The following is a 12,329-nucleotide window of genomic DNA, read 5'->3' as shown; positions in this document are numbered from 1 at the left end:
TGTGGACTCCTGCGTGGATCTGCCTGCGGCGCGGGGGTGAACCGCGATGTCCAGGAACGCTAGACTAGGATTGTGGCGCGAAGGGGTCAACGCCCCGGTATTTTGCTGGCGATTGCAAGGTCGGTGGTGCTAAATGCCCGGAAAATCAGGCATATGGGAGGACGAATTATGGATCTTGGGATCGCCGGAAAACGCGCATTGATCTGCGCATCGAGCAAGGGCTTGGGCCGCGGCTGTGCCGAGGCGCTGGCAGGCGCAGGGGTTCACCTGGTGATGAACGCGCGCGGAGCCGAGACGCTGGAGACCACGGCGGAGGCCATACGGTCCGCCCATGGCGTGGAGGTGACAACCGCGGCCGCCGATGTGACCACACCGGATGGGCGCGCGGCTGTGCTGGCGGCGGCGGGCGAAGTCGATATCCTGGTGACCAATGCCGGAGGGCCTCCGCCGGGTATGTGGCACGACTGGAGCCGCGATGATTTCGTGGCCGCGCTCGACGCCAATATGCTCACACCGATTGCCTTCATGCAGGCGGTATTGCCGGGGATGATGGAGCGAGGATGGGGCCGGGTGGTCAATATCACCAGCCAGTCGGTCAAGGCGCCGATCCCGCAGCTGGGGCTGTCGAATGCGGCGCGCACCGGGCTGACCGGCTTTGTTGCGGGTACCGCGCGGCAAGTGGCCGAGGCGGGAGTGACGATCAACAACCTGCTGCCGGGCATCCACGCCACGGACCGGGCAGAGGCGCTGGATGGCCCGGTGGCGCGCGCCCAGGGCATCACGATGGAGCAGGCCCGCGCACGCCGCGCGGCCACAATCCCGGTGCGCCGTTATGGCACGCTGGAGGAGTTCGGCGCGGCCTGCGCATTTCTATGCTCCCAACATGCGGGGTTCATCGTCGGGCAGAACCTGCTGCTGGACGGCGGCGCCACGAACGCGACCCTGTAACGGTGGCTGACTTGGCAGGCACCGAGCGCTTTTCGCTGAAAGACCACCTTTTTAACGCCGAAAGCATCGGCGATCTGGCGGCGGAATATGCCGCTGCATGGCCTGACTTCGATGCCGAGCGGTTCACCGCAGAGGTCCTGGCGGGATTTCCGGACCGCGAGTTGATGCAGCGGCTGGACTGGATTGCCGATTGTCTGGAGCCCTCGCTTCCAGCGGGGTTTCCCGCCATGGCCGAGGCGTTGGAGGCCGCCATGCCGCCGCCTCTCGATCTGACCCTGACCGATGATGATTTTGGCCGGTTCATCCATGCCGTTCCGGGCATCATCGCGGTGCGGCACGGGCTGGAGGGGGATCGGGACCGCGCGCTCGATCTGTTGCATGAAGCGACACAGCGGTTCTCGATGGAGTTCTACATCCGTCCGTTTCTGAACCGTTGGCCAGAGGAGACGCTGGCGCGTCTGTCACTCTGGGCCGGGTCGGACAACTACCATGTCAGACGTCTGGTCAGCGAGGGGACGCGCCCCAAACTGCCCTGGGCCCGGGCGGTGGATCTGAGCCCGGAGCGCACCTTGCCCCTGTTGGATCGTCTGCATGCGGATCGCGCCCGTTATGTGACCCGGTCGGTGGCCAACCATCTCAATGACCTGACCAAGACGGTGCCGGACCGCGTCATTGCCCATCTGGAGGACTGGCAGGGTCGTAGCGATCAGACCGCCAAGGAACTGGATTGGATGACCCGCCATGCGCTGCGCACCCAGGTCAAGGCAGGCGCCCCGCAAGCGCTGCGGCTTTTGGGGTTCGATCCAGATGCGGCCCTGGAGGTCGGTCTGTCATTGGTGGCAACCAAGATCCGGATCGGAGAGACGCTTGACGTCGCGGTTACGCTGACGGCATCGAAGGATACGCCCGTCATTGTGGATTATGTGCTGTTTTTTCCCACGGCATCGGGCAAGACGCGGCAGAAAACCTTCAAGTTAAAGCAATCGACAGTGCCCGCGAGACAGGAGCTGAGGCTGACCAAAGCCCACAAGCTTAAAGCCAACGCCACGACCTTTGCATTGATCCCCGGCCCGCATCGTATCGAGGTGCAGGTCAATGGCCGCATCAGGGCCAAGGCGTGCTTCGATCTGATTGCCTGAGGCTTGCACGTCGCGGGCGGGGTTGGTAACTGCGGAAATGTCCGATGGTTTTGATCGGGATCACCGAAGAGAGGCCCGATTGCTGCCCCACGCCCCCCAAGTCCCAGTCGCCAGACTGGAGGTCCGCAATCTGATCCGCCGATTCGACAATCGTGCGGTGGTGGACGATGTCTCGCTTCGTATCATGCCGGGGCAGGTGACGTGCCTGTTGGGTCCATCGGGCTGTGGCAAGTCTACGACGCTGCGCATGATCGCCGGGGTTGAAATGCAGGATTCGGGCGAGATTTATGTGGATGGCAAACTGGTTTGTGACACCATCACCCGGGTGCCGCCAGAGCGGCGCGAGATCGGCCTGATGTTCCAGGATTTCGCGCTCTTTCCACATCTGAGCGTGTCCGACAACGTCTCCTTCGGCCTCAAGGGCCCCAAGGAGGCCAAGCGCGCCCGTGTCGAAGAGCTGCTGTCCAAGGTCGATCTTTTGCGGTTCATCGACGGCTATCCGCATCAGTTGTCGGGGGGCGAACAGCAACGGGTGGCCTTGGCCCGCGCGCTGGCCCCGCGCCCCCGGATCATGCTGATGGACGAACCGTTTTCCGGTCTCGACAACCGGCTGCGCGATGGCATCCGGGACGAGACGCTGGATCTGCTCAAGGCCGAGGACACCGCCGTTTTGTTGGTCACGCATGAGCCGGATGAGGCGATGCGCATGGCTGATGAGATCGCGTTGATGCGCGACGGTCGCATCGTCCAGCAGGGCGCGCCCTATAACGTCTATACCCGCCCGCTGGATCATGCGGCGGTGGCGTTTTTCAGCGACACCAACGTGCTGCGCGCCCGCGTGAACGGTGCTCTCGCTATGACACCGTTCGGGCGGTTTCTGGCTCCGGGGGTGCCGGACGATACAGAGGTTGAAATCGTCTTTCGCCCTCAACATGTGCGGATCGATTTCGACCGCAATGGCAGGGGGCCTGTCCCCACCGCGACGGATGGCACGCCTGCACGCGGGTTGGTGCAGCGCGCGCGTTTCATGGGCAATGAGAGCCTGGTGGAGTTCCGGATGGATTACGACCAATCCATGATCCGGGTGACCGTGCCGGGGGTATTCTTGCCCAAGGAAGGCAAGGTGATGTGGCTGACGGTGCGGCGCGACAAGTGCTTTGTCTTCCCCGCCTGACGCCCTGCCTTCTGTCACGCTTTCGGGGCATTCGGTCTGCTTGGGCGCGAAAAGACGCACCCTTGGATAGGGGCGGCGGCACGACGTGCCAGCATCGCATGCGCCGCAGGCGCGCAATTGGATCAGGTGCGACTTCGGAAATCGGATAGGGTCCTGCCAGGCTCATCCACAAAGAGCTCGGGCAGGGCCGTCGCCTCTTCGATCAGGTCCAGGCGGAACATTCGGAAATCCGACCGCCATTCGCACCAGGCGGTCAGGATCCAGCCACGCCCCCAATACTCCATCATCAATGGCCGGATCTGGCGCGTGCTTCGTGTACCATCGGGGCGCCGGTAGCAGATCCTCAACTTTTGCCGCCCCGTAATGGCCGCCCGCAACGGCGCCATATGAGACAGTCCGCGCGCCGCATCCGCAAAGGGGTAAATCGCGAATTTCCAGGCATCCGCCTCGGCTACGGCTTCAACCGACAGACCTGCATCAATCTTTTCCGCCAGGTGCTGCGCGGCCGTCTTGAGAGCGGGATCAGCGGCTTCTGACACGATTGCGATCCCGAGGTTCAGCGCTTCCAGCTCTGCCTCGGTCAGGGTGAGAGGCGGCAGGCTGATCGTGTCACCGATCTTGTACCCCTGTCCGCGCGCGCCTTCGACGGAAAGGCCCGAGGCCTGAAGCGTGTCCATATCCCGGTAGATCGTTCGCACCGACACGCCCAAGCGGGCCGCGATGTCTTCGGCGCGGTGCCGGTTTCCGTCACGCAGGATTTGCAGAATCTCAAGCAGGCGGTCGGACCGGCGCATCTGGCCTCACTCATGGGCGGCGAAAGGGGGCATACAACTGACATAAACCTGTCAGGAGAGTGTGCCAAGGCCCAAAACTCCGGCCTATTCTGTGTGTTGCGCCGCAATTCCCGCGCCTTGGCCCTTTTCCGACAGGGGGCGGCACGCTTAGACAGGGCAGGACTTGATGCGCGATCCGGCACTGCCGGTCCGCCACTGACTTGCAAGGAGACTGACATGCTGAACAATATCGGCCTTCCTGGCCTTTTGCTGATTGCCGTTGTGGTGCTCGTTCTGTTTGGGCGGGGTAAAATCTCCAGCCTGATGGGAGAGGTGGGCAAGGGCATCACCGCCTTTAAGAAGGGCGTCAAAGACAGCACCGATGAGATGGAGGAACAGGCCGCCGCGGTTGAAGCCAAAGACGTTACACCCGGTGCCGATGCGCCGAGCAAAGCGACGGCTGACGTGGACAAGGACAAGGTCTGATCCATGTTTGACCTTGGCTGGACCGAGCTTCTGGTCATTGGCATTGTCGCGCTGATCGTCGTGGGTCCCAAAGACCTGCCGATGCTGTTTCGCAATATCGGCCGCTTCGTGGGCAAGGCGCGCGGCATGGCGCGGGAGTTTTCGCGCGCGATGAACGATGCCGCCGATGAGGCGGGCGTCAATGAGGTGGCCAAAGGCCTCAAGGCTGCGGCCAACCCGGTTGGCAGCGCGATGGACAGCGTCAAGGAGGCCACACGCGATATCACCAAGGGCCTTGATCCCACGAGATACGATCCCGAGACCGAGACGGGCAAGCTGGCCGCGGAGCGTGCTGAAAACGCGCGGAAAATTCAGGCAGCGACCGCCCGCGCCGCAGCCGAGCGCAAGGCCAAGGAAGCCGCTGACGCGCTGGCCAAGGCCGAAGAGTACGAGGCGCAGCTGACGCCCCCAAGCCCTGAAAGCTCCGAGACCAAGACATGAGCCAGACCGAAGACATCGACGACTCGGCCGCCCCGCTGATCGAGCATCTGACCGAGCTGCGCACGCGGCTCATTCGCTGTGTTCTTTATTTTCTGGCCGGCATGATCGTGTGTTTTACGGTGGCCACGCCGATCTTCAACTTTCTCACGGCGCCCTTGTGTCAGGTGCTGGCCGATCGGGGGCAGGACTGCGACCTGATCTTTATCAGCCCGCAGGAAGGGTTCTTTGTCGCCATCAAGGTGTCGCTTCTGGGCGGGTTCATCCTGGGCTTTCCGTTTATCGCGCATCAGCTCTGGCGGTTCGTGGCGCCGGGTCTTTACAAGCAGGAAAAAGGGGCGTTCCTGCCGTTTCTGGTCGCCTCCCCATTCATGTTCTTTCTGGGCGCGTCCTTCGCATTCTATATCGTGACGCCCTTGGCCTATGATTTCTTCTTGGGATTTCAGCAGTTTGGCGCCGAAGGTGAGGCCGTTCCCGAGGGGCAGACAGCGCCTTTATCGGTGGTGTTCCAGGGGTCGGCTCAGGAATATCTGAACCTGACGATCAAATTCATCGTTGCCTTTGGCATGTGTTTCCAACTGCCGGTTTTGCTGACATTGATGGGCAAGGCGGGCCTGGTCAGCGCCCAGGGCTTGGGTGATGTGCGCAAATACGCGGTGGTGGGCATTCTGGTGCTGGCCGCGCTTGTCACGCCGCCGGATGTGATCACCCAGGCCATCCTCTTTGTCGTGGTTTATGGGCTTTACGAGATCTCGATCCAATTGGTGCGCCGGGTGGAGCGCAAGCGTGAAAAAGAGCTGCGCGCCCAAGGCCTGTGGTTTGACGATGACGAGGACGAAGACCCCGAGGCCGCAGATGACATGGCCGATATGGGCGAGGACCGCAAATCGTGAGCGATGATGCGTTGGACCGCATTGCAGCGGCGCTGGAGCGGATGTCTCCCGCGCCACTGGAGGCCCCTGATTTCTCTCAGGCCGGTGCATTTGTCTGGCACGTGGAGCCGGATCGGCTGGCAGCGGTGGTCGATGTGAACCGGGTGGATCTGACCCTGTTGGTGGGCGTCGACCGGTCCCGCGATACGTTGCTGGACAACACCCTGCGCTTTGCCAGGGGGTTCGGGGCCAACAACGCACTTCTCTGGGGTGCGCGGGGCATGGGAAAATCAAGCCTGGTCAAAGCGATCCATGCCGCAGTTCACACCGATCATCCGGATCTCAAGCTGGTGGAACTGCAACGCGAGGACCTGCCATCTGTGGGGCGTCTGCTCAATCTTCTGCGCGGGGCGCCTTATCGTTTTGTGTTGTTTTGTGACGATCTATCATTTTCCCACGACGATCAGCACTATAAAAGCCTCAAGGCCGTGCTGGATGGCGGGATCGAGGGACGGCCTGAGAATGTCGTCTTCTATGCCACATCCAACCGTCGGCATTTGATGCCCCGCGATATGATCGAGAATGAGCGTTCCTCGGCGATCAACCCGTCAGAGGCGGTGGAGGAGAAGGTATCGCTCTCGGATCGGTTCGGGCTTTGGCTCGGTTTCCACCCCTGTAGCCAGGATGAGTATCTGGCGATGATCGACGGCTATTGCGCGGCCCACAATGTGGCCGTTGACGCCGACAGACTGCGCGCCGAGGCGATCGAGTGGCAGGCCACGCGCGGCGCGCGGTCGGGCCGGGTCGCCTGGCAGTTCTTTGTCGATCTGGCCGGGCGTCACGGGGTTTCCCTGATCTAGGGCGCCCCGCCAATAACCTCATACGACCTGGCTGCTTTTGCGTTTCAGGCGCGGCGCAATGGGTTGCGGCGTTAGCGGCTGATCCCGCTTGCCGCCTGGCAAGAGGGCCTCTTTGCGTTGCGTTGCGGATCTGCCCCGCTTCGGCGGGCCGTCTTCAGACGATCAGTTCAGGTATGGGTTGGGATCGACGCTGTCAAAGCCTTCACGGACCTCGAAATGCACATAGGCGTCGTCTCCGCCGCGCAGCCTGGCAATCTGCTGGCCGCGCGTGACAGTATCGCCTTTCTCAACCGAAATGCCGTCCACATTGGCATAGACGGTGAGGATGTTGTCCGCGTGGCGGACCACGACGATGGGGACTTGATCGGCGTCCGATGTGATCGCGGCCACCGTGCCATCGTCTGCGGCGCGCACCGGTGCGCCGGGATCGGCCGCAATATCGATGCCGTCATTGCGGCCTTTGGCATAGTCACGGATGATGCTGCCCTGAACCGGCATCGCCATACGCGCCGTGCTGGCCCGTGTCGGGGTGCCCACATCGACGGTGGGTGCGGGCGGCACCGAACTGGCCGAGGCGACATCCTCGTCAGGCAGGGGTGTGGTTGCACTGGGTGGGGTCGGCGTCGGGGAGCCCTGACCGGGTTCGGTGACCGGCTGGGCCGAGGCCGTGCGGCGCGGCGGCTCCGCATTCGCGACCGGGATCAACAGGTACTGCCCCTCGCGGATCGCAAAGTCCGAGCTGAGCCCGTTCCATTCTCCCAGGGCGCGCACCGGCACGCGGTAGAGCCGCGCGATGGTATAGGCTGTCTCGCCGCGTGACACCTTGTGGCGGATGGGTTCGCCCTGTGCGTCCGCCTGGCTGGGCTGAGCCGGTTCCAGAGCCGCTGTGGTCACGCGCGGGGTGCTGGGTGCGTCGTCAATCGCGTTCCCGGCCAGCGTGGTCAGATCGATCGAGCCGGGGGTGCCCGGTGCGGGTTCGGTTACCCGGCTGGGCAGGGCCAGGATTTCGCCGTCGCGCAGCGGCACGTCCTTGTCGACCCCGTTAAAGCGGGCCAGTGCGTCGGCATCGCTGCCGATGCGTTGGGCAAGCGACGTGACCGTGTCGCCCCGGCGTGCCACGGCAACCTGATAGGTGGGATAGGAAATGATGCCACGCGCGTCCGGCGCGGGCCGGGAGGCCGTCGCCGTGCGCGCCGCATCGGCGGTCGAAAACGCACCCAGATTGCCCCGCAGGTCGAAGTCCAGCGGCTCACTACAGGCCGCCAAGGCCAGGCATGCCGTCATCGCTGCAGCAGATCGTTTCGCAAAACGCATCTCGATATCCTCAAAAACCTCCCCATGTTGTCCGGGGATTTTGCATCAAAGCTTTTCAACTGTCGCGGCTCAGCCCCTCAAGCAGAGGAACAAAGCGAACCGGCCTCAGCTCGTCATATTCAAGGCCGTCTTCGGTCTTGCGCACCCGGATCAGGGTTTGAACCGCATCGGACTGCCCCACCGGCACCACCATGATACCCCCGATCTTGAGCTGCGCCAATAGGGGGCCGGGCGGGTCCTCGGCGGCGGCGGTCACGAGGATGCGGTCGAAGGGGGCCTGTTCGGGCAACCCGAAGGATCCATCGCCGGTGACGGCCGTGACATTGGTCAGATCGAGGTCGGCGAAAACCGCGCGCGCCTCCTGCACCAGACGGCGGTGCCGGTCCACCGTATAGACGCGCCGCGCCAGCTTCGACAGGATCGCCGCCTGATAGCCCGAGCCGGTGCCCACCTCCAGCACCTTGTCGCGCGGGTTGATCTGCAAGGCTTGCGTCATCAGCCCCACCACCGAAGGCTGCGAGATCGTCTGGCCGCAATTGATCGGCAGGGGCATGTCCTCATAGGCGCGTTCGGCAAACAGACCGCGCACGAAAGGGCCTCGGTCGATCTCTTCCATCGCGCTCAGCACCCGTGCATCGGTCACGCCCTTGGACCGCAAAGCGTAGAGAAACTGCATCGTGGTTTCGGGCGTCGGGCCCATGTCAGAGCCTGCTCATTCGATGACTTTCAGCGCGTCCAGAGCACTGTGATCGGTCAGATCCGCCCGCATCGGTGTGACAGAGACATAGCCCTGAAGGTTCACCGCCGCATCCGTGCCGGGATGGGTCGGCTGTTGCTGCGGCGCGCCGGTGACCCACAAAAAGCGCTTGCCGCCGGGCGACAGGTGCGGCTGAACGCCAAAGCCCATGTCGCGGCGGAACCCCTGGGGTGCCACCTTGATGCCTTTGACCTCATCGCCTGGGACGGGCGGGAAATTGACGTTGTAAAACAGGCGATACTCATCCGATTTGGGCATTTCCGCATTCAGGATCCGCCTGATGACCTCGGCGCCTTGGGCACGGGCCGCACCAAAGGGATCGGGCAATTGTGCGACGGCAGGTCCATAAAACTGCGACAATGCGATTGCGGGATAGCCCTGCAACGCCCCTTCCATCGCGCCCCCCAGCGTGCCGGAGTAAAGCGCGTTCTCGGCCGAGTTATTGCCCCGGTTCACCCCCGATAGGATCAGATCGGGGCGCGCGTCGGTCATCACGTCGTGAATGGCGGCCAGAACACAATCGGCCGGAGAGCCTTCGGCGGCCCAACGGCGCGGCCCCATTTGGGCGATCATCATCGGATGGGTATAGCTGATGCAATGGGCCACGCCCGATTGTTCAAAGGCAGGGGCGACGACCCAGACCTCTCCATCGGGGCCTGCAAGTTCGGCGGCGATGTCTTCGAGAACCGCAAGCCCGGGCGCGTTGATCCCATCGTCATTCGTCAACAAAATTCGCATGATCTGCCCCTTGTTTGGCACTTGATAGACGGGCGGGCAGGGCAGGGCAAGCATTGCCCAGACCGGCAAAGCGGTTGGGTTGGTCCAGCCTGATGTTTCAACGGCGCGGCGCGGGTGCCCGGGCCGATCGTTCAGATCATCGACAGCAGGCGCCGCGCCTCGTCGCCGGGTGCGGCAAGGCGGCTGCGATCCTCGCCGGGATGGAACCGCGCGCGGGTGGCCGTCGGCATTGGCCGGGGGCTGAGGATCTGCACCCTGGGCCCGGTCTTTTCAGTCTCTGCCGCCCAACTGCGGGCGAGGGCGATCTGCGCGGCCTTGGTGGCCCCATAGGCGCCAAAGAACTTCGCGCCCGTCGTGTCGGGATCGGCAAAGAACACGGCCTGTCCCGTCCGGCCCAAGAGCGGCGCGATATAGGGGATCAGCACCGAGGTCGCGTTGGCGTTGATTGCGACCGATTTCTGCCAGTCCTTGGCATCCACATGATTGGCCGGGCTGAGAGGTGCGGCATGGATCGCGGCATGGACCCAAAGATCGAGCATGCCCCACCGGTCATAGATCCCTCGGCAGAGGGTCGCCATCGCATCCGCATTGGTGATGTCCATCGGCGCCAGCGTGGCCGTGCCGCCCTTGGCGGTGATCCTGTCGTCGAGCTCTTCAAGCGCGCCGACGGTGCGCGCGACGGCCACGATATGATGGGTCGGGGCCAACGCTTCGGCCATAGCGGCGCCAAGCCCGCGTGAGGCACCGGTGATCAGGGCAAGTTTCTCGGTCATGGCTGCGGTTTGGCCTTTGGGCGATGTGGGGTCAAGCCCCCCTTTGCCGGGTCATCCATGGGGCATTTCCAGAACGCTTTGACGTCCATTGCGGCTCAGCAAAACGCGTTCGGGTTCAATCGCATCAATCCGGCGTCCGCGCAGCGTGTCACCAACGCCCACCCGTTCGATCCGGCCACTGGGCAGGCGGATCAGCGCACGGCGTACCGTGTCGGTGCCCATCGTACCGATCAGGCTCATCCGGCCCAAGGGCAGCACCCCATCTTCGGTCGCGAAATCCTGAGCAGCGTCTGCCGCGGGGATTGGTTCTGCCATTCTGCCTGTCTCCAGCGTCTGGTCGACGCGTTTCCTGCTGCGTTGCAGCACCGGGCGCTATCATGCGGAGGAGACGGCGAAAAGAGGGGGCCGAATTGCGGCGGTCGCGTGTCGGCAAAGGGGCGCCTGCCATCGGCAAAGCGTCGCCACGCAAAGCGGGTATGCGTGACGATCCTCTTGAAACCGGGCGGACCCCGAGCCGGGAGCGGAGGGTTACTCCGCCGCTTTCAGCTCGAAGCCTTGGGCGATCATGTCGGCAGGCTCAACCGGGTATTCGCCGGAAAAACACGCATCGCAATATTGCGGGCAGCTGTTGTCGCGGCCTTTGGCCTCGCCTACGGCACGGTAGAGCCCATCGAGCGAGATGAATTTCAGACTGTCGACCGCCAGATGCGCGCACATCTCATCCTCGGACATGGTGGCGGCAAGGAGTTTCTCGCGCTGCGGCGTGTCGACCCCATAAAAGCACGGCCAGGCCGTCGGAGGGGAGGCAATGCGGAAATGGACCTCGGCCGCGCCGGCATCCAGGATCATTTCCTTGATCTTGCGGCTGGTGGTGCCACGCACCACCGAATCGTCCACCAGGATGACCCGTTTGCCGCTGATCAGCGCACGGTTGACATTCAGCTTGAGCCGCACACCCATGTTTCGGATCTGCTCGGTCGGCTCGATAAAGGTGCGTCCCACATATTGGTTGCGGATGATGCCCATGCCGTACGGAATGCCCGATTGCCGGGCATAGCCGATGGCCGCAGGCGTGCCGCTGTCGGGAACAGGGCAGACGAGGTCTGCGTCGACCGGGGACTCCTTGGCCAGTTCCATCCCGATGGCCTCGCGCGTTTCATAGACCGACCGTCCGCCGATGATCGAATCAGGGCGCGAGAAATACACATGCTCAAAGATGCAAAAGCGCGGCGGCGCGGGGCGGAAGGGGAAATGGCTCTCCACGCCTTTTTCGGTGATCACCACCATTTCGCCGGGCTTGATCTCGCGCACGAAATCGGCACCGATGATGTCGAGCGCGCAGGTCTCGGAACTCAGCGCCCAGCCATCGCCGACCTGGCCCAGAACCAGCGGGCGCACACCCAAGGGATCGCGCACGCCAATCAGCTTGGTGCGGGTCATGGCGACCACGGAAAAGGCGCCCTCGACCCGGCGCAGCGCATCTTCCATCCGTTCGGGGATGTTGCGTTGCAGCGACCGGGCCATCAGATGGATGATGCATTCGCTGTCTGACGAGGATTGAAAGATCGAGCCGCGCTCGATCAGCTCACGGCGTAGCGCATTGGCATTGGTGATGTTGCCGTTATGGGCAATCGCGGCACCGCCCATGGAAAACTCACCAAAAAACGGCTGCACGTCGCGAATCGCTGTGGGCCCTTTGCTTCCAGCGGTGGAATAGCGCACATGCCCGATGGCCAGGGGCCCGGGCAGCGTCTCCATCACCGATGCGCTGGTGAAATTGTCGCGCACATAGCCAAAACGCCGCGTCTGGTTGAAACCGTGCTCGGGGTGGTGGGTGACAATGCCACCCGCCTCCTGACCGCGATGTTGCAGGGCGTGCAGGCCAAGAGCCACGAAACTTGCCGCATCCTTGACGCCGATCACGCCGAAAATGCCGCATTCCTCCTTGAGCTTATCCTCATCCGCAGCGTCAGGATAAAACGCATCTACATCGAACGGGCTGGAGGGCGGCAACGGGT

Annotated in this window: 14 protein-coding genes; 7 read left to right on the top strand and 7 right to left on the bottom strand. The window is 63.3% G+C overall.

Going from position 1 to position 12,329, the window contains the following annotated elements:
- The first annotated feature begins 168 nt into the window (after nucleotides 1-168).
- The 3 genes from HEP69_RS17780 (at nucleotide 169) to HEP69_RS17770 (ending at nucleotide 3,261) form a co-directional block, all read left to right on the top strand.
- A complete protein-coding gene (locus tag HEP69_RS17780; RefSeq protein ID WP_290559835.1) occupies nucleotides 169-948 on the top strand; it encodes an SDR family oxidoreductase in 780 nt (259 codons plus the stop codon).
- Between the two features lie 11 nt (nucleotides 949-959).
- Nucleotides 960-2,087 (top strand): DNA alkylation repair protein, encoded by a 1,128-nt coding sequence (locus tag HEP69_RS17775; RefSeq protein ID WP_290559834.1) that lies wholly within the window; start codon nucleotides 960-962, stop codon nucleotides 2,085-2,087.
- Between the two features lie 79 nt (nucleotides 2,088-2,166).
- Entirely contained in the window at nucleotides 2,167-3,261 is a 1,095-nt protein-coding gene (locus tag HEP69_RS17770) for an ABC transporter ATP-binding protein (RefSeq protein WP_290559833.1), read from the top strand.
- 122 nt (nucleotides 3,262-3,383) lie between these two features.
- On the opposite strand, the gene HEP69_RS17765 is transcribed toward HEP69_RS17770, so the two are convergent.
- Nucleotides 3,384-4,055 carry a YafY family protein gene (locus tag HEP69_RS17765; RefSeq protein ID WP_290559832.1) on the bottom strand — a complete coding sequence of 224 codons (672 nt, stop codon included), beginning with the start codon at nucleotides 4,053-4,055 and terminating at the stop codon, nucleotides 3,384-3,386.
- Between the two features lie 216 nt (nucleotides 4,056-4,271).
- On the opposite strand from HEP69_RS17765, the gene tatA reads away from it, so the two are divergent.
- From tatA to HEP69_RS17745, 4 genes are read left to right on the top strand one after another with little or no spacing between them, the layout of a single operon-like run.
- Entirely contained in the window at nucleotides 4,272-4,520 is a 249-nt protein-coding gene (gene tatA / locus HEP69_RS17760) for a twin-arginine translocase TatA/TatE family subunit (RefSeq protein WP_290559831.1), read from the top strand.
- 3 nt (nucleotides 4,521-4,523) lie between these two features.
- Entirely contained in the window at nucleotides 4,524-5,000 is a 477-nt protein-coding gene (gene tatB / locus HEP69_RS17755; RefSeq protein ID WP_290559830.1) for a Sec-independent protein translocase protein TatB, read from the top strand.
- Nucleotides 4,997-5,890 carry a twin-arginine translocase subunit TatC gene (tatC, locus tag HEP69_RS17750; RefSeq protein ID WP_290559829.1) on the top strand — a complete coding sequence of 298 codons (894 nt, stop codon included), beginning with the start codon at nucleotides 4,997-4,999 and terminating at the stop codon, nucleotides 5,888-5,890. The genes tatB and tatC overlap by 4 nt, the downstream gene beginning before the upstream one ends.
- The gene (locus tag HEP69_RS17745; protein ID WP_290559828.1) at nucleotides 5,887-6,729 is read left to right on the top strand and encodes an ATP-binding protein; all 843 of its coding nucleotides are present in this window, start codon (nucleotides 5,887-5,889) and stop codon (nucleotides 6,727-6,729) included. Before tatC ends, HEP69_RS17745 begins: the two co-directional genes overlap by 4 nt.
- A 162-nt stretch (nucleotides 6,730-6,891) precedes the next feature.
- Here the strand turns inward: HEP69_RS17745 and HEP69_RS17740 are convergent, their stop codons facing one another.
- The 6 genes from HEP69_RS17740 to purF all read right to left on the bottom strand — a co-directional run bounded on the left by HEP69_RS17740 (nucleotide 6,892) and on the right by purF (nucleotide 12,324).
- Nucleotides 6,892-8,043: a peptidoglycan DD-metalloendopeptidase family protein gene (locus HEP69_RS17740; RefSeq protein ID WP_290559827.1), complete on the bottom strand. Its 1,152-nt coding sequence runs from the start codon at nucleotides 8,041-8,043 to the stop codon at nucleotides 6,892-6,894.
- 55 nt (nucleotides 8,044-8,098) lie between these two features.
- A complete protein-coding gene (locus HEP69_RS17735) occupies nucleotides 8,099-8,743 on the bottom strand; it encodes a protein-L-isoaspartate(D-aspartate) O-methyltransferase (protein ID WP_290559826.1) in 645 nt (214 codons plus the stop codon).
- Between the two features lie 12 nt (nucleotides 8,744-8,755).
- Nucleotides 8,756-9,538 carry a 5'/3'-nucleotidase SurE gene (surE, locus tag HEP69_RS17730; protein ID WP_290559825.1) on the bottom strand — a complete coding sequence of 261 codons (783 nt, stop codon included), beginning with the start codon at nucleotides 9,536-9,538 and terminating at the stop codon, nucleotides 8,756-8,758.
- A gap of 131 nt (nucleotides 9,539-9,669) precedes the next feature.
- Nucleotides 9,670-10,311, bottom strand: coding sequence for an SDR family oxidoreductase (locus tag HEP69_RS17725; RefSeq protein WP_290559824.1), 642 nt, complete (start codon nucleotides 10,309-10,311; stop codon nucleotides 9,670-9,672).
- A 51-nt stretch (nucleotides 10,312-10,362) separates the two neighbouring features.
- Nucleotides 10,363-10,626: a hypothetical protein gene (locus HEP69_RS17720; RefSeq protein WP_290559823.1), complete on the bottom strand. Its 264-nt coding sequence runs from the start codon at nucleotides 10,624-10,626 to the stop codon at nucleotides 10,363-10,365.
- A gap of 213 nt (nucleotides 10,627-10,839) precedes the next feature.
- A complete protein-coding gene (gene purF, locus HEP69_RS17715) occupies nucleotides 10,840-12,324 on the bottom strand; it encodes an amidophosphoribosyltransferase (RefSeq protein WP_290559976.1) in 1,485 nt (494 codons plus the stop codon).
- Nucleotides 12,325-12,329: the final 5 nt, after the last annotated feature.

Origin of the sequence: Aestuariivita sp. (genome assembly GCF_021404545.1) — a bacterium.
Lineage (GTDB): Bacteria > Pseudomonadota > Alphaproteobacteria > Rhodobacterales > Rhodobacteraceae > Aestuariivita.
The sequence above is the reverse complement of the archived record's forward strand: the minus strand, read 5'-3'. Positions and strand labels throughout refer to the sequence as shown.